At 65.1% G+C, this 21,016-nt stretch carries 19 protein-coding genes; 5 read left to right on the plus strand and 14 right to left on the minus strand.

Translation table 11 applies throughout. The features are described 5' to 3' along the window. Nucleotides 1–20: 20 nt before the first annotated feature. Nucleotides 21–596: a DUF3306 domain-containing protein gene (locus GFD32_RS06480; RefSeq protein WP_163575739.1), complete on the minus strand. Its 576-nt coding sequence runs from the start codon at nucleotides 594–596 to the stop codon at nucleotides 21–23. Then, nucleotides 593–1,024 (minus strand): DUF3305 domain-containing protein, encoded by a 432-nt coding sequence (locus GFD32_RS06485; protein WP_163575740.1) that lies wholly within the window; start codon nucleotides 1,022–1,024, stop codon nucleotides 593–595. Before GFD32_RS06485 ends, GFD32_RS06480 begins: the two co-directional genes overlap by 4 nt. 99 nt (nucleotides 1,025–1,123) lie before the next feature. On the opposite strand from GFD32_RS06485, the gene GFD32_RS06490 reads away from it, so the two are divergent. Then, nucleotides 1,124–1,990: a formate dehydrogenase accessory sulfurtransferase FdhD gene (locus GFD32_RS06490; protein WP_163575741.1), complete on the plus strand. Its 867-nt coding sequence runs from the start codon at nucleotides 1,124–1,126 to the stop codon at nucleotides 1,988–1,990. Nucleotides 1,991–1,998: 8 nt separating this feature from the next. Here GFD32_RS06490 and GFD32_RS06495 read toward each other — a convergent pair whose 3' ends face one another. Continuing rightward, a complete protein-coding gene (locus tag GFD32_RS06495) occupies nucleotides 1,999–2,628 on the minus strand; it encodes a helix-turn-helix domain-containing protein (RefSeq protein WP_163575742.1) in 630 nt (209 codons plus the stop codon). 101 nt (nucleotides 2,629–2,729) lie between these two features. Continuing rightward, nucleotides 2,730–3,665 (minus strand): histone deacetylase family protein, encoded by a 936-nt coding sequence (locus GFD32_RS06500; protein WP_163575743.1) that lies wholly within the window; start codon nucleotides 3,663–3,665, stop codon nucleotides 2,730–2,732. 109 nt (nucleotides 3,666–3,774) lie between these two features. Between GFD32_RS06500 and GFD32_RS06505 the strand changes: the two genes are divergently transcribed. Beyond that, complete coding sequence (locus GFD32_RS06505) at nucleotides 3,775–6,522, plus strand: bifunctional acetate--CoA ligase family protein/GNAT family N-acetyltransferase (RefSeq protein ID WP_163575744.1); 2,748 nt, start codon at nucleotides 3,775–3,777, stop codon at nucleotides 6,520–6,522. An 84-nt stretch (nucleotides 6,523–6,606) separates the two neighbouring features. Here the strand turns inward: GFD32_RS06505 and pdxH are convergent, their stop codons facing one another. The 5 genes from pdxH to GFD32_RS06530 form a co-directional block, all read right to left on the minus strand. Continuing rightward, complete coding sequence (pdxH, locus tag GFD32_RS06510; protein WP_163575745.1) at nucleotides 6,607–7,248, minus strand: pyridoxamine 5'-phosphate oxidase; 642 nt, start codon at nucleotides 7,246–7,248, stop codon at nucleotides 6,607–6,609. Nucleotides 7,249–7,258: 10 nt separating this feature from the next. Next, nucleotides 7,259–7,681: a DUF2069 domain-containing protein gene (locus tag GFD32_RS06515; RefSeq protein WP_163575746.1), complete on the minus strand. Its 423-nt coding sequence runs from the start codon at nucleotides 7,679–7,681 to the stop codon at nucleotides 7,259–7,261. Further along, nucleotides 7,678–8,298 (minus strand): NAD(P)H:quinone oxidoreductase, encoded by a 621-nt coding sequence (gene wrbA / locus GFD32_RS06520; RefSeq protein WP_163575747.1) that lies wholly within the window; start codon nucleotides 8,296–8,298, stop codon nucleotides 7,678–7,680. Before wrbA ends, GFD32_RS06515 begins: the two co-directional genes overlap by 4 nt. Before the next feature lie 98 nt (nucleotides 8,299–8,396). After that, entirely contained in the window at nucleotides 8,397–8,858 is a 462-nt protein-coding gene (locus tag GFD32_RS06525) for an MgtC/SapB family protein (protein WP_163575748.1), read from the minus strand. Nucleotides 8,859–8,888: 30 nt separating this feature from the next. Further along, entirely contained in the window at nucleotides 8,889–9,305 is a 417-nt protein-coding gene (locus GFD32_RS06530) for a gamma-glutamylcyclotransferase family protein (protein WP_163575749.1), read from the minus strand. 132 nt (nucleotides 9,306–9,437) lie between these two features. Between GFD32_RS06530 and smrA the strand changes: the two genes are divergently transcribed. After that, nucleotides 9,438–10,031 carry a DNA endonuclease SmrA gene (smrA, locus tag GFD32_RS06535; RefSeq protein ID WP_163575750.1) on the plus strand — a complete coding sequence of 198 codons (594 nt, stop codon included), beginning with the start codon at nucleotides 9,438–9,440 and terminating at the stop codon, nucleotides 10,029–10,031. A gap of 204 nt (nucleotides 10,032–10,235) precedes the next feature. Here the strand turns inward: smrA and GFD32_RS06540 are convergent, their stop codons facing one another. The 4 genes from GFD32_RS06540 to metH all read right to left on the minus strand — a co-directional run bounded on the left by GFD32_RS06540 (nucleotide 10,236) and on the right by metH (nucleotide 17,622). After that, entirely contained in the window at nucleotides 10,236–10,769 is a 534-nt protein-coding gene (locus GFD32_RS06540; protein ID WP_163575751.1) for a DUF934 domain-containing protein, read from the minus strand. Next, nucleotides 10,762–12,414 (minus strand): nitrite/sulfite reductase, encoded by a 1,653-nt coding sequence (locus GFD32_RS06545; protein WP_163575752.1) that lies wholly within the window; start codon nucleotides 12,412–12,414, stop codon nucleotides 10,762–10,764. The genes GFD32_RS06540 and GFD32_RS06545 overlap by 8 nt, the downstream gene beginning before the upstream one ends. A 139-nt stretch (nucleotides 12,415–12,553) precedes the next feature. Continuing rightward, a complete protein-coding gene (locus GFD32_RS06550; protein WP_276208794.1) occupies nucleotides 12,554–13,882 on the minus strand; it encodes an MATE family efflux transporter in 1,329 nt (442 codons plus the stop codon). 32 nt (nucleotides 13,883–13,914) lie between these two features. After that, the gene (metH, locus tag GFD32_RS06555; protein WP_163575753.1) at nucleotides 13,915–17,622 is read right to left on the minus strand and encodes a methionine synthase; all 3,708 of its coding nucleotides are present in this window, start codon (nucleotides 17,620–17,622) and stop codon (nucleotides 13,915–13,917) included. A gap of 249 nt (nucleotides 17,623–17,871) precedes the next feature. Between metH and nfuA the strand changes: the two genes are divergently transcribed. Beyond that, nucleotides 17,872–18,462 carry a Fe-S biogenesis protein NfuA gene (gene nfuA, locus GFD32_RS06560; RefSeq protein ID WP_163575754.1) on the plus strand — a complete coding sequence of 197 codons (591 nt, stop codon included), beginning with the start codon at nucleotides 17,872–17,874 and terminating at the stop codon, nucleotides 18,460–18,462. Between the two features lie 117 nt (nucleotides 18,463–18,579). Here the strand turns inward: nfuA and GFD32_RS06565 are convergent, their stop codons facing one another. Beyond that, a complete protein-coding gene (locus tag GFD32_RS06565; protein WP_163575755.1) occupies nucleotides 18,580–19,578 on the minus strand; it encodes a DNA-binding protein in 999 nt (332 codons plus the stop codon). Nucleotides 19,579–19,801: 223 nt separating this feature from the next. Between GFD32_RS06565 and GFD32_RS06570 the strand changes: the two genes are divergently transcribed. Then, nucleotides 19,802–20,998 carry a tyrosine-type recombinase/integrase gene (locus GFD32_RS06570; RefSeq protein ID WP_163575756.1) on the plus strand — a complete coding sequence of 399 codons (1,197 nt, stop codon included), beginning with the start codon at nucleotides 19,802–19,804 and terminating at the stop codon, nucleotides 20,996–20,998. Nucleotides 20,999–21,016: the final 18 nt, after the last annotated feature.

The raw sequence follows: 21,016 nt of genomic DNA on the forward strand, positions 1-21,016 counted from the left end.
ATCGATGGCTTGCTAATGTTTCAGTGTTGGTCGCTTTTGGCGTTCTCGCCACTCCATCCTTGGTCTAATGCCCGTCGGTCGGCGGTGGATTCGCGATGGGCGGCAACGGTCTCATCGTCGCTGGCATCGCATTCGTTCCCTGACGCCTGCGCAGCGGCGTCACGTCCCTCGGAGGTCGATTCGGTCATCTCCTCGTCGCTCTCGCCAACGGCCTGGCGCGTCCATTGACGAACCCGTTGGGCCAGCTCGCCGGCCATGGGCTTCAACGTCTGTCGATAGTCGTCGTCGTAGTCGTCCAGGCCATCACGAACGCCGTAGCGATCGGCGGCAAACAGGCGACGCAGGGCACGGCGACGCAGGCCGGTGCTCACTCCGGAGGACAGAAACGCCTTGATGTCGCTGCCGGGCGGCAGGCTGTCAGGGTCGGGCAGGGTGTGATCGAGGCTACCGGGTTCGAGGGGGGCGGCCAGGTCGGAATCCATCTCGTTCGTCGCGGCCGCATCATGGTTCGTCACGGCTGCGTCGAACGCATCGCTCGTCGAGTCGTCCTCGATGATAGCTCGCTTGCGCTCCGACCAGCGGCTCAGGCGGCTCATTGGCTCATCTCCCGGGCGCGCCCAGCGCCTTTGCGCTTCTTGTTGCGACCTGCATCGGGTGCTTCGCCGTGGCGAGCGAGATACGCTTCCAGCCAGGCCTGGATGGCCAGCGGCATGGCGACTTCCAGGACTTGCTGTTCGCCGTCGAGCCAGGCTGCGGCAACGTCCTGGCTGGCGGTGATGGCGCTCGGGCGAGGCCGTTCGCCGGCATCGCCGGCACGCACGAACAGGCGCGGCACGCCGCCGCTGAGGTTGAAGCGGTAGGCCGCCCGCTCGGTGAGGTAGAGCTGCAGCTCGAGCGTCCAGGGACCGGAGTCGTCGAGGCGCAGTTCCACGATTCGCCAACGCGTGGCGGTGAAGCCCTTGATGCGTTGCGACTCGCCAACGAGGGCGAAACTCAAGGGGCGTCGGCTGACGCTACCCGTCATGTCCAGATCTCCGAAGTGAATGTCCCAGTCGTTTTCAGTAAAGACGTCCCTGTCGGAGAATGCCATCATGAAACTCAACGCAGCGCCGAGGAGCCGGAGATGACATCGCTGAGCCTGAGTCGGGCGCGTCTGCCCGCCACGGTCGAGATCGAGGTGCTCGACGAGTTCGGAGCGCCACAGTCCCGGCCCATTGCGGCTGAACGCTCGCTGACGCTCTATCTCAACCGGCGCGAGATCGTCACCCTGATGACGCTGGGGGCCGACCCCGAAGCGCTGGTGGTGGGTTACCTGCGCAACCAGGGCTTGCTCGGCGCCGTCGAGGATCTCAGTGCCGTGCACGTCGACTGGCAAGTCGAGGCCGCTGCGGTGGTGACTCGCCATCTGCCGGTCGATCTGGAGGAGCGCCTGGGAAGCCGCACCGTGACGACCGGCTGCGGCCAAGGCACGGTGTTCGGCCGCCTGCTGGAATCTACCGCCCTTAGCGCGCTGCCCCAGACCCGGCTGCGCCAGTCGGTACTCTATGCGCTGCTCGAGCGCCTGAGCGACTTCAACGAAACGTACAAGAGCGCCGGGGCGGTGCACGGCTGCGCGTTGTGCCGACAGGCCGACGTGCTCGATTTCGTCGAGGACGTGGGGCGTCACAATGCCGTGGACACCCTGGCGGGACGTCAGTGGCTGGCAGCCTGCGGCGCCGGCGGCGTGGATTCGTCGGGGGCCGACATCTTCTACACCACCGGCAGGCTCACCTCGGAGATGGTGCTCAAGGTCGCCCAGATGGGGATCAGCGTGCTGGTGTCTCGCTCGGGCGTGACCCAGAAAGGCGTAGAACTGGCCGACCGCTTCGGCGTGCTGTTGATCGCCCGGGCCAAGGGGCGCCGCTTCCAGGCGATCCATGCCGACGGCCGCCTCGAGCTCGACGCCATTCCCACGCGGCGGCCAGGCGACCGCCAGCGAGTCAAGGCCTAGCTCTCGGTCTAGGCATCTGCTGGGGTGCAGACCGACAGCACCACTGCATCGTCATCGCTCACCGACACCAGGGCGTGTCCCATGTCGCTGTCGAAGTAGATGCTATCGCCGGCGGTCAACGTCAGAGGCTCGTAGAACTCGGTGTAGAGGCATATCTCGCCGTCGAGCACCATCAGGAACTCTTCGCCATCGTGGCGCACCCATTCGCTGAATTCGTCGAAATGGCGGGCGCGCACGATCGTCTTGAAGGGGATCATGCGCTTCTGGGCGAGCTCGCAGCTCAGCAGCTCGTGTTCGTAGGTGGGGGTGGGGTGGTGCTGGCCGTCGCCCCGGCGGGTAAGGTCGCGCCGCCCCATGGTGCGCGGCTGGCTACGCGGCGGGGTCAGCAACTGGGGCAGGTCGATGCCGAGGCCGTTGATCAGCTTCTGCACGGCGGTGAAGGTGGGCGATATCTGGTCGTTCTCGATCTTGGAGAGCGTGGAACGCGCCAGTCCGGTGCGCTGGCTGACGTCTTCCAGCGTCCACTGGTTGGCCAGGCGCAGCTCCTTGAGGCGCTCGCCCAGACGCAGCGGCTCCACGAAGGGTTTGCGACCGGATGCGATGCGCAGGGCGGCCTCCTGATCGGTGGTCGTGGTCATCTAGGCGTTCACTATCGGAAACGGAATTTCCCGAAAGCGTACCATACATGGCCATGCTGGCACTGCCCGAAACGACCAGGTCGTTTGCCGTTCGCGGCGGATCACCCCTCGAAGGGCAGGCCGAGTAGGGCCTTGACGTGCGCCTCGGTGCTGCGACCCAGGGAGTCGAGGTCGTACCCTCCCTCCAGCACCGAAACCAGTCGCTTGTCGGCATAGAGAGCGGCGATCTCCAAGGCCATGTGGGTGACCCAGTGATAATCCGATTCATCCAGGCAGAGCTCGGCCAGCGGATCGTCACGATGCGCATCGAAGCCGGATGACAGCAGCACGATCTCGGGCTTGAAGGCGTGCAGAGCGGGCAGCCAGTCGTCTTCGATGGCGCGGCGGAAGGCGGCGCTGTCGGTGCCTGCCTCTAGCGGCGTGTTGACCACGTTCTGCCACTCGCTGCGCAGATAGCGCCAAGGGTAGAAAGGATACTGGAAGCTGGTGCAGACCAGCACCTCGGGGTCACCCTTGAAGATGTCGATGGTACCGTTGCATTGGTGCACGTCGAAATCGAGAATGGCGATGCGCCGTGCACCGTATTTGGCGCGTGCGTGGGCAGCGCCCACGGCGACGTTGTTGTAGAAGCAGAACCCCATGGCATCGGCGGCCTCGGCGTGGTGGCCAGGCGGGCGCACCGCGCAGAACACGTTGTCGGCCTGGCCGCGGAACACCTGATCGACGCCGCGGATCACCGCTCCAGCGGCCACGCGTGCCGCGTTCAGGCTGTCGGGATTCATCATGGTGTCACTGTCGAGAGTGACGATGCCATGCTCTGGCACGCACTTGTCCAGCGCGCGCAGATGACGCAGAGGGTGCACGCGCGCCAGCTCCTCTTCGCTGGCTGGGCGTGCCTCGGACTGCATGGTCTGTTGCAACACGCCGGCCAACGCCAGCCGGGCGCGGATGGCTTCCAGCCGCCGCGGGCTCTCGGGATGCTCCGGGCCCATATGATGCAGGTAGCAGTCCGGATGAGTGATGTAGGCCGTGATCATGCGCGCGCTCCAGGATGATTGAGATCACCTTAATGCGCGCAAGCTCTTGCACGACAGTCGCAATAAGTCGTACACAGGGGGGAGCCACTGACCTGTTGGAGGGCACGACTTGGGCACCCGATTTCTGCGGCACTTCTTCGAACCTCGTACCGTGGCGGTCGTCGGCGCCTCGGAGAAGGCACACTCCATCGGCGGCCTGGTGATCCGTAATCTCGACGATGCCGGCTTTCGTGGTTCGGTGTGGGCGGTCAACCCCAAAGGCTATTCCACGGTGTTCGGCCATCCTTGTGTGTCACACATTCGCGACCTGCCGGAAACGCCTGACCTGGCGGTGGTGGCGTCGCCACCGCATACGCTGCCCAAGGTGATCGGTCAACTGGGGCGGGTGGGCGTCAAGGCCGCCCTGGTGCTCTCGGCGGGCTCCTATCTCGACGATGCCCGAGCCGGCCACGAATCGATTCGCGACCGCATGCTCGCCGCCGCGCGCGAGTCCGGCATTCGCGTACTGGGGCCGGAGTGCATGGGGCTGATCGTGCCCGGACGCAAGCTCAACGCTTCCTACGCCAGCCAGCTCGTCAAGGCAGGCAAGGTCGCCTACCTGGGGCAGTCCGGCATGCTCGGCAACGCCATGATCGATTGGGCGGCCGGGCGCGGCATCGGCTTTTCGCACCTGATCACCGTCGGTGACAGCGTCGACGTGATGCTTCCCGACTTGCTCGACTACATCAACCAATATGCGCCGACCCAGGCCATCCTGTTGCATCTCGAACGCATCCAGGATGCTCTGCACTTCATGACGGCTCTGCGGGATGCCTCGCGCCACCGCCTGGTCCTGACCATCAAGAGCGGCCGCACCCCCGAGTCGGATCTCTCCAACCTGCCGCCCACGCCGGGCATCGCCAACCGCGACGTGGTGTTCGATGCCGCCTTCTCGCGAGCCGGCGTGGTGCGCGTCAACGACTCCGACGAGCTGTTCGACGCCCTGATGACGCTGTCGCAGATGAAGCCGCTCAAGGGCGACCGACTGGCCATCGTCTCCAACGGTCTGGGGCCGGCGATGCTGGCCATCGACAAGCTGATCAGCGCCGGGGGGCGCCTCGCGGCGTTCAGCGAAAAGACCCATGACGCGCTCTGCGAGGGCGACTTCGACATGAGCAAGCCTGGCGAGAACCCCGTGGACCTGGGCGGTAACGCCACCCCGGAAACGTTCGTCGAGGCGTTGGAAATCGTCGCCGCCGACCCGGGCGTGGATGCCGTGCTGGTCGTGCATGCGCCAACCCGGCTGGCCCCTTCCAAGGCGACGGCGGAGGCGCTCATCGACAACCGCAAGCGCTTCCGTCGTAATCTGCTGACCAGTTGGATGGGACTGGAAAGCGCGCTGGATGCGCGTCACGCCTGCAGTGTGGCCGGCATTCCCACCTACGTCTCGCCGGAGAAGGCCGTCAAGGCGTTCATGCACATGGTGGACTACCAACGCGTCCAGGCGCTGTTGCAAGAGACACCGCCGAGCCTGCCGTTCGCCACCACTTCCGACATCCGCGGCGAATGCCGCGAGTTGATACGGCTGGCCAAGGCCGAGGGGCGCGACAGCCTTTCCCACTCGGAGACGGCACAGGTGCTGGAAGCCTATGGCATTCCCGTGGCGCCAGGGCAGTACGTCCAGACGCCGGAGGAAGGGGCAGCGTCGGCGGCTCGAGTCGAAGGCCCCATGGCGCTCAAGGTGGTTCACGAGGGCAACTGCGTGCCGTTTCGCTACCGCCGTCATCCGCACAAGCTTTCCGCCGGGCTGCTGCAGGATCTGACCAGCCCGGAGCAGGTTGCCGCGGGCATCGCTCAGTTGGGCGACAAGGTACGCGAGAAATTCCCCGATACCGACGTCCGGGAGTTCTGCCTGCAGCCCATGCAGCGTGGCAAGCATTCATTGCAGGTCTGTGCGGGCATCACCCGCGACCCGGTGTTCGGTCCGGTCATCGTCTTCGGTATCGGCGGCTACAAGGTCAACGTGCTGGCCGACCGTCAAGTGGCACTGCCGCCGCTGAACATGACGCTGGCCGCCGATGTGGTGGGACGAACCCATGCGGCCCGCCTGATACGCGAACACTCCAGCGACCCCGAACGCGACCTGGACCGGCTGTGCGAACTGCTCGTCAAGCTTTCGCAGATGGCCTCGGACCTGCTCGAACTGCGCGGCCTCGAGCTCAACCCGCTGCTGCTGAACCGCGATGGCGTGATCGCGGTGGACTTCGCCATGGATCTGGGGACACCAGCGCGCTTCGCGATCATGCCCTATCCCGAAGAGCTCAGGGAGTGGGTGACGCTGAAAAACGGCATGGAAGTCGAGGTTCGCCCCATCCGCGCCGAGGATGCGCCGCTGATCACCAGCTTCCACACCCAGCTATCGGAAGAGAGCATCCGTTTCCGTTACTTCCACAACAAGTCGGACTTGACCCAGCGCGACCTGTCGATCCTTTCGCACATCAACTACGACCGACAGATGGCCTTCATCGCCGAGCACCAGAAACCGGACGGCGGCAAGGAGATGCTGGGCGTGGTGCGGGTATGGAACGATCCGGACAACATCCGCACCGAGTTCTCGATCATCGTGCGCGACGACATGAAGGGACAGGGACTCGGCAGCCTGCTGATGAACAAGATGATCGCCTACTGCAAGAGCGTCGGCACCCTGGAGATGATCGGCAAGATCATGGTCGACAACCATCCTATGCGGGCCCTCATGAAACACCTGGGGTTCCGCTGCCGCTACAACATGGAGGAGCAGGTGGTCGATGCCGTGCTGCGCCTCAACGAGCCTCAGAGCGAATGGCAGCGGCATCGACTCGAGAGCCTGCCGGACTGAACGAGCCCTTGCTTCGCTACGGCACTCAGGACGCTGTGGGCGGCGAGTCGTCGGCGCGCCCCGAGATGCATCGAAGCGTCCACGTCAGGGCGCCAGTCGAAAACGCTGCCAGCGGCCGTCACGCCGTTCGAAGCGCAGCCGATCGTGCAGACGGCTGGGTTGCCCCTGCCAGAACTCGAACATGTCGGGAATGACGCGATAGCCGCCCCAGTGCACCGGACGGGGGACTGCCTGACCTTCATAGGCCTGCTCGAAGCGCTGCCGGCGCTCCTCGATCCATTGGCGGCCGGGAATCACCACGCTCTGGGTGGCGATCCAAGCGCCCAGTTGACTGGCCCGCGGCCGGCTCTCGAAGTAGGCGTTCGACTCATCGGTCGAAACCTGTTCGACGCGCCCCTCGACGCGCACTTGGCGTGCCAGCGACGGCCACCAGAAGACCAGGGCGGCATACGGTACGTTGGCCAGTTCGCTGCCCTTGTGGCTGTGATAGTTGGTATAAAAGACAAGGCCCTGCTCGTCATGGCTCTTGAGCAACAGCACGCGGGCATGCGGCAGCCCTTGGCTGTCAACGGTGGCCAGCGTCATCACGTTGCCATCCTCGCCTTCGCTCTCCAGAGCCAGCGACATCCACTCGTCGAACAGCACCGTGGGCTCGTCGGGTACCTGATCTTCTTCCAGCCGTCCGCCTTCGTAGTCGCGGCGGATATCGGCGATGTTGCGTGTCATGGCGCTCTCCTCATCGTTTTTCGCTATGGTCGCCGCTGGGCGAATGGAGCACAAGCTGGCGGCTGCGGAAACGCGCATAGAACATGCTGCCGGTAAACAGCGCCAGACCGCTCAGAGCCTCCAGCGCGCCAAGCAGGCCCTGGCCGGGCAGGGTGGCGAGCATGACTCCCTGAGCGAAATAGAGCAGGCTGACGAAGGCCAGCCAGACGTGCCCCCGCGGCCGTTGCCCGATGACCGAGGGCAGGAACAGCACGAGCGGTAGTGTGCGAATCAGGATCGGCGCCACGGGATTGTCACCCGCCTGCATCGACAGCCCGCCCCATATCAACAGGACCATCAGCACTGCCAAGCTGCCAACGACCAGTCGGCGGGCACGCTCGGTCAGGACATCCACACCATGCTCGGCTTCCATGGCCTCCAACCAGCGTTTCATGACGTCTCCCGCAGAGGGCGAAGGGACAGGGCAAGGCGCGCGATGCGGTGCCCTTGAGCGTGGATCAGCTGGCGCTCCTCGTCAGTCACGACGCGATCGCTGCGTTGGCCGGCGAGGTGGCTTGCGCCGTATGGCGTGCCGCCACCAGCGGTCGTCATCAGAGCCGTTTCGCTATAGGGGATGCCGGCATAGACCATGCCATGGTGCAGCAACGGCAGCAGCATCGACAGCAGCGTTGTCTCCTGGCCGCCATGCAGGCTGGCGGTGGAGGTGAAGGCGGTGGCGGGCTTGTCGATCAAGGCGCCGCCCAGCCACAGTTCGCTGGTGCCGTCGACGAAATGCTTGAGCGGTGCGGCCATGTTGCCGAAGCGGGTGGGGCTGCCCAGTGCCAGCCCCGCGCAGTGGCGCAAATCGTCGAGACTGGCATAGATCGCGCCTTCGGCGGGAATGTCGGGATCGACGGCCTCGCAGGTCGGCGAAACCGACGGAACGGTGCGCAGGCGTGCCTCGACGCCCGGACAGGACTCGACCCCTGCGGCAAGCTGCTCGGCCATGGCACGGGTAGCGCCGTAGCGGGAATAGTAGAGAATCAGTACATAAGGCAGGGCGTCACGCATCCGGGCTCCTCGATCGGTGGTGCCAAACGCCCATTGTATCAGCGCAGGCCCGCAGCACCACACTCGTTCGTCGGGGCGCCCGCAGGGGCCCGGGGCCGTCAGCGCCTGGAATCCTTCTCGATGACCTCTCGCTCGAAATGGCCCAATACGATCACGATGATCAATGCCAGCACCGTCACCATGATCGCCAGGGGGAACTGCCGCACTCCCGCGGCGATGCCGATGGCTCCGGCCAGCCAGATGGAAGCGCCGGTGGTGATCCCCTGCACGCTGGCCCCGCTGCGAATGATGGTACCCGCACCGAGAAAGCCGATACCGCCTATCACCCCTTCGATGATGCGCGTCGGGTCGATGCGCGCGGCGTCGTCGCCTTGTGGCATGGTATGCAGTATTTCCATGCCGACGATGATGAACGCGGCCGCGCCCAGCGCCACGAGCATGTGTGAGCGAAGTCCGGCGGGCTTGCCGCGCAGTTCTCTTTCGAGTCCCACGGCAAGCGCCAGGCCGGTGGCCACGCCAAGTCGCGAGAGGATGTCCAGCAAGGGCAGTTCGGTTTCCATGGTCTTGACTCTCCGGTCGCGGATCTCGGCCTAATCAGTTCGCAGACGACGGTAGACCCAAGCCCGGTTTCCGTCGGATAGGGACACCTCCCGGCGCTCGTAGCGCATGCCCAGACGTTCATAGCGATCCAGGCGGGCCAGTTCCTTTGCCGATACCTCGAGGATCAGGCCCTCGACGCGACCTTCAGGCGCCGCGATGAGGTCGAGCCCGTCACGCCGATAACCTTCCAGCACCGCCGTCTCGGGATCGCCGACACGGCCATACACGAGCCAGCGCACCGGAGCATAGCGAAGCGTGCCGTAGACGAACACCTCATGCGTGCCCGACTGAATGGCAGGCAGGTGGTCTGGACGGTCATAGGTGTAGGGGCTGAGCAGGGTCCACCACAGCCAACCGGCGATCCCGATCGGTGCAACCAGCAGAGCCGTGGTGAGCCAGCGCAGCATGTGGTTCGTTCCTTTCCGTCTGCCAAATGAAAACGTTGAGAAAGACATACTGCCACGACGAGCTCGGCGCCTTAAGCCCATGCCGGCGCTCTGCTAGGATGGCATTTCCCCTGAGACGACCCCGGAGGCACCATGACGCAGTCGGCACGCGACGATCAGGACTTTCGGGCAATGATGGGAGACGTACGCCCCCTGAGCTGCAACGGCAACCGCGCCGATCCCGGCCGATCACGACGCTCGCCCACGGAAGCTCAACTCGCCCGACGCCAGCACGCCGAGACCGAAGGTGAGGGCGACAGCTTTCTTTCCGACGACTTCGTCGATCTGATAGCGCCTTTCGATCCGCTCGAATACCGTCGCGACGGTATCCAGCAGGGAGTGGTCGACCGCCTGCGCCACGGCGGCTATACGGCCCAGGCACGGCTGCACCTGCTGCGCCGACCGCTCGCCGAGTGCCGCCGCATACTGCCCGGTTTCATCCAGGAAGCGTACGCCCACGACCTGCGCTCGGTGCTGATCGTGCACGGCCGCGGCCGCGAGATCGACAGCGCCCCCAACGTGCTGCGCTCCTACCTCGCCAAGTGGCTGGCCCAGTTCGAGGAGGTACAGGCCTTCGTCTCGGCCCAGCAGGCCGACGGCGGCCTCGGCGCCACCTGGGTGATGCTGCGCAAGAGCGAGCGGGCGCGGGCGGCCAACCGCGAGCGCCAGCAGAAGCGGCGCGGCTGACGTCGCATCAAGACGACGCCGACGGCCCGGGGACCGGCGATGTTGGCGGTGTCGTCTCGGGGCTGACCCGTGGACAGGTCTGCGCGGAGGCGCTGTGAACCCTTCCCTGGGCGCTACATTTGCCATCCCTGGCAAATGACCTCCTCTGCGACCTGTCCACGGCGCCCCTTGTCATGTCTCCGCTCGATGAGGTTGGCTATGCGCTCAGGCCAGGGCCGGTTCAGCCTCGTGAATCGCCTCGCGCAGGCGATGGCGGAACAGCGGCTCGGGCTCGTCCACGGCCGGCTGATAGGCGCGGCTGAAGGCGTTGAGCGCGTGCAGAGCGTCTTCCAGCCACTGGTCCTCGCGCAGCGAGAGGGCATCGAAACCACAGCGGGTCAGGTAGAAGCACTGGTCGACCAGCACGTCGCCGATGGCACGGATCTCGCCCGTGTAGCCGTAACGCTCGCGCAGCAATCGTGCCAGGGAGTAACCGCGACCGTCGGTGAACTTGGGAAAGTCGACGGCGATCAGCGGCGCCTTCACCAGCTCGGCGGCGAGTTCCGGCGTCAGCTCGGTGTCGCTGGCCAACCAAGGCGCCAGGGCATCGCTGGCCGACGTTTGCTGCCACAGCGACAGTGGCACAATGGCCGGCGATGCCGGCCGTTCGGCATCGGCGTCACGGACCAGGGTCCAGCGATCAGCGGCCGGTGCACCCTGACGAATGAAGGGGCGTGAGGCAGTGGCTTGATCAGGCATAGACCCGCTCCTTGAAGGGTTTGAGACCGATACGGCGATAGGTGTCGAGGAAGGTTTCTCCATCGTGGCGCTCGCCGACGTAGACCTGGAGCACCTTGTCGATGACCTCCGGCACGCTGTCGCGGTAGAACGAGGGGCCGAGGATCTTGCCCAGCGACGACTCGTTGCCCTGAGCCCCGCCCAGCGATATCTGATAGAACTCCTCGCCTTTCTTGTCGACGCCGAGGATGCCGATGTGGCCGACGTGGTGGTGCCCGCAGGCATTCATGCAGCCGGAGATGTTGAGATCCAGCGGCCCCAGGTCGTAAAGGAAGTCGAGGTCCTCGAAGCGTTCCTGGATCGCCTGGGCGACGGGGATCGACTTGGCGTTGGCCAGGGCGCAGTAGTCGCCGCCGGGGCAGCAGATCAGATCGGCGAGGGTGCCCACCGTGGGGTTGGCCATGCCGAGCGCTTCCAGCCGGTGCCACAGCTCCTCGAGGCGATCCAGCGGCACATCGGAAAGCACCAGGTTCTGCTCGTGGGTGACGCGCAGTTCGCCGAAGCTGAACTCGTCGGCCAGATCGGCCACCTGATGCATCTGCTCCCAGGTCACGTCGCCGGGAGAGTGGCCGCGTCGCTTGAGCGACAGGGTTACCGCCTTGTAGCCGGGCACCTTGTGGCCCTGCACGTTGTTGGTGACGAAACGAGCGAAGGCGCGATTTTCTTCGCGCAGCCGCTCGAAATCAGCCTGTGCCGATCCCGGTACCTCGCGACGGTCAGGATCGACGAAGTGCGTTTGCATCGTCTCGACCGCCTCGCGGGTCAGCGTCTGGGGGCCGTCCTTGAGGTGGGCCCATTCCGCCTCGACCCGGCGGCGGAACTCGTCGACGCCCAGCGCCTTGACCAGGATCTTGATGCGTGCCTTGAACTTGTTGTCGCGGCGGCCGAACTGGTTGTAGACCCGCACCAGCGCCTCGAGGTAGGTGAGCAAGTGCTGCCAGGGCAGATCCTCGCACACCACCTCGCCGATCATCGGCGTACGCCCCAAGCCACCGCCAGCGAGCACCTTGATGCGCACCTCGCCATGCTCGTCGCGCCACAGACGCAAGCCTACGTCGTGGACCTGGATGGCCGCTCGGTCCTCAACGGCACCGGTGACGGCGATCTTGAACTTGCGCGGCAGATAGGCGAACTCGGGATGGAAGGTCGACCACTGGCGGATCAACTCGCACCAGGGGCGCGGATCGACCTCCTCGTCCTCGGCCACGCCCGCGAACTGATCGGCGGTGGTGTTGCGGATATCGTTGCCGCTGGTCTGGATCGAGTGCATCTGCACGCTGGCCAGCTCCGCCAGCATGTCCGGCACCGTCTCCAGTTTCGGCCAGTTGAGCTGCAGGTTGGTGCGGGTGGTGAAATGGCCGTAGCCGCGATCGTAGTCGCGCGCCAGGTCGCCCAGCTTGCGCAGCTGATAGGAGGCCAGCATGCCGTAGGGAATGGCGATGCGCAGCATCGGGGCGTAGCGCTGGACATAGAGGCCGTTCTGCACGCGCAGCGGCAGGAACTCCTCCTCGCTGAGCCGCCCGGCCAGATAGCGGTTCATCTGGTCGCGAAACTGGGCGACGCGTTCATTGACCAGGGTTTGATCATGGGTGTCGTAGCGATACATTCGGCCGGTCCTGCTGCAGAGAGAGTGGCGAATCGTCAGGGGCACCATAACGCCCCGGCTTTATTCTATGAAAGAATAAATATTTATACTTTTTATTCAAAAAAGAATATATGGCGGAATCATCCTGCCAGCCTCGGTGCTAGACCTCAAGACGTTGCCAGTGGCGGCGCTGCCAAATCAGGGCGAACCACAGCGAGTTGAGGCAGCGATAGCCGAGCTGCACCCACCAGATGCCGAGCAGTCCCTGATCCAGGGCCACTCCGACCCACCAGGCGAGCGGCAGGAACACCAGCCACTGCAGGGTGAGGGTGGTGGTCATCACGGTGCGGTTGGCACCGGCGCCCAGCAGCGCCTGGCCGAGCACCAGGGCAGCGGCATCGAGCACGATCATGACGGCAGTGAGCTGCAGCGGCAGGCGCCCCAGGGCCACCAGGGCGGGGTCGTGCAGGAACAACGCCAGCACGGCATCCGGGAACAACGCCATGGGCAGGGCCAGCGCCGCCAGGCACAACCAGGCCAGGCGTACCACGTCCCAGCCCCAGCGGTGGGCATCGCCGTGGGCCTGGCGTCCCAGCGCCTGGCCGACCAGGCTCATGGCGGCCATGCCCAGGCCGACACCGGGCAGGATCAACAGCAGCGAGAGGTTCACCAGCACGTGGCCCACGGCCACGCTGGCCGTGTCGACCTGGCCGAGGATCCAGAACAGCACGGCATAGCCGGCAGCGAACCACAGCTGCTGGAAGGAGTGCGGCGTGGCCAGGCGTAAAGTGGTGACGACGGTGAAGCGCTGCGGCAGGGTGTCGAGAAAGCCGCACCGCCGCGCGTGGCGGGCACTCACCCAGGCCCAGATGGCCACCCCGGCATAGAGCGACAGGGTAGTCCCGGCACCGGCACCGGCAGCGCCCATGGCCGGCAGGCCCAGATAACCGAAGATCAGCACCAGACTCGCCGCCACGTTGACGACATGCATCATCAGCAGAATGCGCAGATAGATGGCGGTATCCTGGATACCGTTCCAGTAGCCGCGAAAGCAGAAGATCATCGCCACTGCAGTGAGCGACACCACCCGCCAACGGAAGTAATCGACCGCCTCGGCCTGCACCGCGGCATCCGGGTTGATCCATGCCAGCAAGCCAGGAGCCTGCCACAAGCAGAGCAGGGCGAGGGGAATGGACGACAGTAGCGCAATCAGCAAACCGGCATTGAGCGGCACTGCCAGGCGCGACCAGTCCTCCTCGCCGTGACGTCGGGCCGTCTGGGCCTGCACGCCCGAGGAAAGACCGAACACCAGGGCGGTCACCAGGAACATGGCGTAGCCGCCGATGCCCACGCCGGCCAGCGGTACCTCGCCCAGCGAGCCGACCAGCGCTGCGTCGATCAGATTGATCAGACTCTGCGACAGCATTCCGGCAACGATCGGTAATGCCAGGCGCAGGATGCGCTGGCGTCGCTGCGGATCGAGTCGCAGACGATCCAAGCGTTGGTTCCGGCTCAGCGACATCATGCCGGATCGTAGGAGAGTACCGGGGCGAGCCAGCGTTCGAGTTCTGCGAGCGACATGCCCTTGCGGCTGGCCAGCGCCTCGACCTGATCGCGAGTGATCTTGCCCGTGGAGAAGTACTTGGATTGCGGATGCGAGAAGTACCAGCCCGAGACCGCCGCGGCCGGCCACATGGCGAAGTTCTCGGTGAGTTCGATCCCGGCATTGGCGGTGGCATCGAGCAATCGGAACAAGGCGGGCTTTTCCGTGTGATCGGGACAGGCGGGGTAGCCCGGTGCCGGGCGAATGCCCTGATACTTCTCGGCGATCAGGGCATCGTTGTCGAGCGTCTCGTCGGGCACGTAGCCCCAGAATTCCTTGCGCACCCGCTCGTGCATGCGTTCGGCGAAGGCCTCGGCGAGACGGTCGGTGAGTGCCTGAACGAGGATGGCGTTGTAGTCGTCGCCGGCGGCCTTGTAGCGCTCCGCGAGCCGCTCCACGCCATGCCCGGTGGTCACCGCGAAGCCGCCGATCCAGTCGGGCTTGCCGCTCTCCCTGGGGGCCACGAAATCGGCCAGGCTGTAACAGACGCCGTCGCGGTTCTTGGTGGTCTGTTGGCGGATGTGGTTCAGTCGCTCGACGACCTCGCTGCGCGATTCGTCGGCATACACCTCGATGACGTCATCGTCGATGCTGTTGGCCGGCCACAGGCCGATGACGGCGCGGGCCTGCACCAGACGTTCGTCGATCAGCTTGCGTAGCATCGCCTGGGCATCGGCGAACAGCTGACGCGCCGCCTCACCGACCTTGGGGTCGTCGAGAATCCTGGGGTACTTGCCGGCCAGTTGCCAGCTCATGAAGAAGGGCGTCCAGTCGATGCGCTCGACGAGCTCCTCGAGGTTGTAGTCGTCGAACGTCACGAGGCCGGTGATATTCGGACGTGGCGGCGTGTAGCCGGCCCACTCGATGGGTAACTTGCGGCGCCGCGCCTCGGCGTAGCCGAGATCGGCGGCTTTGGGCCGGCGCTTGGCGTTGCGCGCGCGCACCTGCTCGTAGTCAGCGCGGATCTCGGCGACATAGGCCTCCTTGAGGTCCGCCGAGAGCAACTTGCCGGCCACGCCCACGGCACGCGAGGCATCGGCCACGTAGATCACCGGCGAGGCGTAGCCGGGTTCGACCTTGACTGCAGTGTGCGCCTTGGAGGTGGTCGCCCCACCGATCAGCAGCGGGATGGTGAAGCCCTGGCGCTGCATCTCCTTGGCCACGTGCACCATCTCGTCCAAGGACGGCGTGATCAAGCCGGAAAGGCCGATGATATCGGCGTTCTCCTCGCGTGCCGTCTGCAGGATCTTCTCCGCCGGTACCATGACGCCGAGGTCGACCACTTCATAGTTGTTGCACTGCAGGACGACACCGACGATGTTCTTGCCGATATCGTGCACGTCGCCCTTCACCGTGGCCATGACGATCTTGCCCTTGGCCCGCGTGTCCTGATTCCTGGCTTTCTCCGCCTCGATGTAGGGAATCAGGTAGGCTACCGCCTGCTTCATGACGCGGGCCGACTTGACCACCTGGGGCAGGAACATCTTGCCGTCGCCGAACAGGTCGCCGACCACGTTCATGCCGTCCATGAGCGGCCCTTCGATCACTTCGATGGGCCGCTGCGCCCGTTGGCGGGCCAGCTCGGTGTCTTCCTCGATGTAGGCGGTGATGCCCTTGACCAGAGCGTGCTCGATACGCTTCTCGACTTCCCAGCTGCGCCACTCCAGGTCTTCTTTCCGGGCGCCGCCGGAGCCGTCTCCCTTGTACCTCTCGGCCAGGTCGACCAGGCGTTCGGTGCTGTCGTTGCGGCGGTTGAGCACCACGTCTTCGACGGCCTCGCGCAGTTCCTCGGGGAGGTCATCGTAAACGGCCAATTGACCGGCGTTGACGATGCCCATGGTCAGTCCGGCACGAATGGCGTGATAGAGGAACACCGAATGGATCGCCTCGCGCACCGGGTTGTTGCCGCGAAAGGAGAAGGAGACGTTGGAGACGCCGCCCGATACCAGCGCATGAGGCAGGTGCTCGCGGATCCAGCGCGTCGCTTCGATGAAGTCGACGGCGTAGTTGTCGTGCTCCTCGATGCCGGTGGCGATGGCGAAGATGTTGGGGTCGAAGATGATGTCTTCCGGGGGGAAGTCGAGTTCATCGACCAGGATCCGGTAGGCGCGCTGGCAGATCTCGGCCTTGCGCGCGAAGGTGTCGGCCTGGCCATGCTCGTCGAAGGCCATCACCACCACGGCGGCCCCGAAACGGCGACAGGCCGTGGCCTGCTCGCGGAAGGCGTCTTCGCCCTCCTTCATCGAGATGGAGTTGACCACCGCCTTGCCCTGCACGCACTTGAGGCCTGCCTCGATGATCTCCCACTTGGAGGAGTCGATCATGATCGGCACCCGGGCGATGTCCGGCTCTCCGGCGATCAGGTTGAGGAAGCGGACCATCGCCTCCTGCGACTCCAGCATGCCCTCGTCCATGTTGACGTCGATGATCTGGGCCCCGTTCTCGACCTGCTCGAGAGCCACCTCTAGCGCCGTGGTGTAGTCTTCCTCGACGATCAGCCGCTTGAAGCGCGCCGAACCGGTGACGTTGGTACGCTCGCCCACGTTGACGAACAGCGAGTCGGCGGCGATGTTGAACGGCTCGAGGCCCGACAGGCGGCAGGTACGGGGAATCGTCGGCACCTCGCGGGGCGGCATCCCACGCAGTGCCCGGTGGATGGCGGCGATGTGCTCGGGCGTGCTGCCGCAACAGCCGCCGATGATGTTGACCAGGCCGCTCTCGGCGAATTCGGCGACGATGCCCGCCATCTCTTCCGGCGTCTGGTCGTACTCGCCGAATTCGTTGGGCAGGCCGGCGTTGGGGTGCGCGGAGACGAAAGTATCCGCCTTGGTGGCCAGCTCCTTCAGGTAAGGGCGCAGCTCCTCGGCGCCCAGCGCGCAGTTGAGGCCGATGGAAAACGGTTGCGCGTGTCTCACCGAGTTCCAGAAGGCCTCGGTGGTCTGGCCGGAAAGCGTGCGCCCGGAGGCATCGGTGATGGTCCCGGAGATCATCACCGGCAGGCGCTCACCGCGAGCCTCGAAGAGCTCCTCCAGCGCGTAGATGGCCGCCTTGGCATTGAGGGTGTCGAAGATGGTCTCGATCAGGATGAGGTCGGCACCGCCTTCGATCAGCGCCTCGGCGGCCTCGTAGTAGTTGTCGCGCAACTGATCGAAAGTGACGTTGCGCTTGGCCGGATCGTTGACGTCGGGCGACAGCGAAGCGGTGCGCGAGGTCGGCCCGAGTACCCCGGCCACATAGCGCGGCACACCGGTTTCGGCTGCCACGGCATGGCAGACCTCGCGAGCCAGTCGGGCCGCTTCGCGATTGAGCTCGGGCACCAGGTCTTCCATGGCGTAGTCGGCCTGGGAGAGACGCGTACTGTTGAAGGTGTTCGTCTCGATGATGTCCGCGCCCGCCTCGAGGTACTCACGATGAATGCGCGTGACCAGGTCGGGGCAGGTGATAGCCAGCAGATCGTTGTTGCCCTTGAGATCGCAATTCCAGTCGGCGAAGCGCTCGCCGCGGAATTCCGCCTCGGAGAGCCCGGCGTTCTGAAGCATGGTCCCCATGCCCCCGTCGAGCATCAGTACGCGCTCGCCGAGGCGTTCGGTAAGGGAGGCAGTCAGGGCAGTGGGAACGGCAGCCATGGGTCGGTTCGATCTCCAGCGCAGTATCACGTCGAGGTTGGGCAGGCCGCCCGACACCGGGAGGCGTCTTTCTGGACATGGGCGGCACAAATAGGGCCGTATGGTAGCAAATGCACCGTAGCGAGGGCAGGGCAACGGGCAAAGACCGACGAAAACGGTCGGGATTGTCTCTGCCTCGGCTTTTGCTTACCATGAAGGAAGACCAATGACGGCTGCCTTTCCCACTGCAGCCAGGCTAGCGAGAATACCATGAGCGAGATCATCGAGATTACCGACAGCGCCCAGGATTACCTCGCCGAACTGCTCGCCAAGCAGAACGTCGAGGGCATTGCCGTGCGCATCTTCATCACCCAGCCGGGCACGCCCTATGCCGAGACCTGCCTGGCCTACTGTCGGCCCGGCGAAGAAGAGCCGACCGACGAGCGGCTGGATCTCGACAAGCTGGCCGTTTACGTCGATAAGCACAGCATTCCTTTCCTCGAGGAAGCCGTGGTCGACTTCAACGCCGACCGCATGGGCGGGCAGCTCACCATCAAGGCGCCCAATGCCAAGATGCCCAAGGTCAACGCCGACAGCCCACTGGAGGATCGCGTCAACTACATTCTCTACAGCGAGATAAACCCGGGCCTGGCCGCCCACGGCGGTGAGATCAAGTTGATCGAACTGACCGAGAACCAGGTCGCGGTGCTCGCCTTCGGTGGCGGTTGCCAGGGTTGTGCCGCCGTCGACCTGACTCTCAAGGAGGGCGTCGAGCGTACCCTGATGGAGCGCATCCCCGAGCTCGCCGGCATCCGCGATGTGACCGATCATACGGACACGACCAACGCCTACTACCGTTAGGAACCGCTGATTTCCTGCTGCGCTCCGGGGCGGCCAGCCTCTCATCGCTCGCGACGTCAATCAGCGCTTCCCGGCACCATCTGACGTTTTCTCGGAAGGCTCCGCATCGGCGGGGCCTTAGGTGTTTTCGTCGGGTTCTCCGTCGTCAACGTCGCGTGCTGGCATTTGCCACAGCCAGTGGTCGAGCTGGGCCTCGAGCTCGCGCAGGCGCCGTGCCTGTTCTTCTAGCAGACGCTTCTGCTCGTCGACCCGCTCCTGCAGCAGACCCTGTTCGCGCTGGCGAGTCGCGGCCTGCTCCTCGGCACGACTGCGCGCCCAGTCGCTTTCCCGATAGCGCTTTTCCTCCTCGGCAAGAGCGCCACGCGTCTCCTCGAGCTGCTTCTGCAATGCATCCAGGCGTGACTCGAGTTGGCGTTCGCGGGCGGCACGCGCCTTCTCCACTGTCTGCCGTTCCTGTCGCGCTTCGTCGAGCAGCCCCATCAGGCGTGCTTCGGCGCTTTCATGGCGCTGCTCCTCCTGGGCGAGTCGCTCACGGTGCTGTGCTTCACGTTGCTCCAGCGTTGCACGTCGTTCGGCATCCTTGCGCTCGTGCTCGGCTTGCAACTCTTCGAACCGTTCGTTCAGGCGACTCAGATGTCCGCTCAGCCGGTTCGCATCCTGCCGCCACTGATCGCGTTCGGCTTCGATGGTGGCCAGATCGGCACTGCGGGCTTCCAGTCGCTGCTGAATGTCGGCCAGATGCTGAGCCAACGCCGCTTCGCGCTGAACGGCATCTTCCGCCTTGCGCTGAGCTTGCTGCGCGGCCTCCTGGGCTGCGGCCATCTGCCGATCCGCCTGCTCGCGATACTCGCCCAGCGCTTCGTTGGCCGCTTCCTGGGCGTGCTCCCAGACCCGTTCGGCAAGCGTCGCCACGCTCTCCGGGATGCCCAGGCCGGATAACGCATCGCGCGTTTCGTCGCGTCGAGCTCGCCACGCCCTCAGGTGTTCGCTGAGGGTGGTGAAGCTCCCCGTGCCGAGCACCTCGCGCACTTTCTGCACGCTGGGGGTCTCGCCCTGAGCGAGCAGCGTGTCGACGGCACGCTCCACGTCCTCGTATCGCACTCCGCTCCGCGCCATGTCGCTCTCCTCGCTGAATCATGTGATGGGTGACGTCCTGTGAGGCCATGCCTGGTCGACAGGTATTCGTTGAAGGCGATTACATTATACGTAATATGCTATATACATTACACCAATACCAAAAAGTCAAGATTACGCGGCAAATCTTGATAATTTGCCGTACACCCCTGACAATCATTGCGGATAGGGGTAAAGCCCCGAAACCGTGAGCAAGGAAGGGTAGATGCCAGACAGCAAAGAGAGCGGGGGTTACCCTGGTACGGTACGGATTTCAGCCCCGCTTGATGCCTTCGGCAGAGAGACGCTCGAGCCGACGGCAGTCGCATCGCCAGGTGGGCCGCACATCACGGCCAGCAGCGATGCCGAGGCCGTGGCCCAGTGGCTGGCCGAGTATCGGGACAGCCCGCGTACCCAGCGCGCCTACCGTCGCGAGGTGGAGCGGTTGCTGTTGTGGCTGGGCGAGCAGGGCAGGGAGCTTGGCAGCTTACGCCGCGAAGATCTCGATGCCTTCGAAACCTTTCTTTCCGATCCCAGGCCCCGGCACCGCTGGGTCGGCCCGCCGCGCCCACGCACCAGTGCCGAGTGGCGTCCATTCCGCGGCCCGCTGTCGGCGGCCAGCCGTCGCCAGAGCCTGGTGATCCTGCAGGGCCTGTTCGCCTGGCTCCGCGAAGCCGGCTGGGTCGCTCACAATCCGTTTCGCCTGATGCGCGACAAGCGACGGCGCCTCGACAATCGGGCGCCACGCATCGAGCGTTACCTGGAGCGACCGCTCTGGGAGTGGTTGTGGGCCTGGCTGAACGCGCCGATCGATGAGGATGCCTCAGCGCGAGTCCGCTTCGAACGGTCACGGCGACGCTTCGTGTTTGGCTTTGCCTATTTGCTGGCTCCACGGATCAGCGAAATGAGCGCGGCACGCATGCAAGATTTCCACCGCCGCGAGGGACGCTGGTGGTGGCGGGTCGTGGGGAAGGGCGACAAGGTCGCGGCGATTCCCGTGCCACCGGACATGCTGCAGTTGCTGGAGTCGTGGCGCGGCACTCTGGGGCTATCACCGCTGCCGGCAGCCGACGAAGAAGCGCCACTGCTGCGCACCCTCGGCGGTGGCCGTGCTCTCGGTACCAATCGACTCTATCGATTGATACGCGAGACTTTCCGCGAGGCCGCTGCCGCACTGGAAACGGAGCGGGGCGGAGAGGTGACCGAAGCAGTGGCGCGCCTGCGCCAGGCCACACCGCACTGGCTGCGTCACACGGCGCTGACGCACCAGGCTCAGGCCGGCGTGGAGCTGCGCTTCCTGGCTGCCACCGCTCGCCATGCGCGGTTCGACACCACGGCCCGCTACCTGCATGCCGAGGACGAGGAGTGGCACCGCCAGCAGACCGTGCACGGCCTCGTCGAAGCCGGGGGTAGAGGGCTATAATGGTCGCAACCCTTTCAA

This window comes from Halomonas faecis, from assembly GCF_010993975.1.
In the GTDB taxonomy this organism is placed as follows: Bacteria; Pseudomonadota; Gammaproteobacteria; order Pseudomonadales; family Halomonadaceae; genus Halomonas; species Halomonas faecis.

Bases quoted from the DNA above. Each gene is read 5' to 3' on its own strand.
- GFD32_RS06545 (WP_163575752.1), bottom strand. From the start codon at position 12,414: ATGTATCGCTACGACACCCATGATCAAACCCTGGTCAATGAACGCGTC.
- pdxH (WP_163575745.1), bottom strand. From the start codon at position 7,248: ATGACACGCAACATCGCCGATATCCGCCGCGACTACGAAGGCGGACGG.
- GFD32_RS06500 (WP_163575743.1), bottom strand. From the start codon at position 3,665: ATGATCACGGCCTACATCACTCATCCGGACTGCTACCTGCATCATATG.
- metH (WP_163575753.1), bottom strand. From the start codon at position 17,622: ATGGCTGCCGTTCCCACTGCCCTGACTGCCTCCCTTACCGAACGCCTC.
- GFD32_RS06540 (WP_163575751.1), bottom strand. From the start codon at position 10,769: ATGCCTGATCAAGCCACTGCCTCACGCCCCTTCATTCGTCAGGGTGCA.
- GFD32_RS06495 (WP_163575742.1), bottom strand. From the start codon at position 2,628: ATGACCACGACCACCGATCAGGAGGCCGCCCTGCGCATCGCATCCGGT.
- GFD32_RS06570 (WP_163575756.1), top strand. From the start codon at position 19,802: ATGCCAGACAGCAAAGAGAGCGGGGGTTACCCTGGTACGGTACGGATT.
- GFD32_RS06490 (WP_163575741.1), top strand. From the start codon at position 1,124: ATGACATCGCTGAGCCTGAGTCGGGCGCGTCTGCCCGCCACGGTCGAG.
- GFD32_RS06480 (WP_163575739.1), bottom strand. From the start codon at position 596: ATGAGCCGCCTGAGCCGCTGGTCGGAGCGCAAGCGAGCTATCATCGAG.
- GFD32_RS06530 (WP_163575749.1), bottom strand. From the start codon at position 9,305: ATGCTGCGCTGGCTCACCACGGCTCTGCTGGTTGCACCGATCGGGATC.
- wrbA (WP_163575747.1), bottom strand. From the start codon at position 8,298: ATGCGTGACGCCCTGCCTTATGTACTGATTCTCTACTATTCCCGCTAC.
- nfuA (WP_163575754.1), top strand. From the start codon at position 17,872: ATGAGCGAGATCATCGAGATTACCGACAGCGCCCAGGATTACCTCGCC.
- GFD32_RS06565 (WP_163575755.1), bottom strand. From the start codon at position 19,578: ATGGCGCGGAGCGGAGTGCGATACGAGGACGTGGAGCGTGCCGTCGAC.
- GFD32_RS06525 (WP_163575748.1), bottom strand. From the start codon at position 8,858: ATGGAAACCGAACTGCCCTTGCTGGACATCCTCTCGCGACTTGGCGTG.
- GFD32_RS06485 (WP_163575740.1), bottom strand. From the start codon at position 1,024: ATGACGGGTAGCGTCAGCCGACGCCCCTTGAGTTTCGCCCTCGTTGGC.
- GFD32_RS06515 (WP_163575746.1), bottom strand. From the start codon at position 7,681: ATGAAACGCTGGTTGGAGGCCATGGAAGCCGAGCATGGTGTGGATGTC.
- smrA (WP_163575750.1), top strand. From the start codon at position 9,438: ATGACGCAGTCGGCACGCGACGATCAGGACTTTCGGGCAATGATGGGA.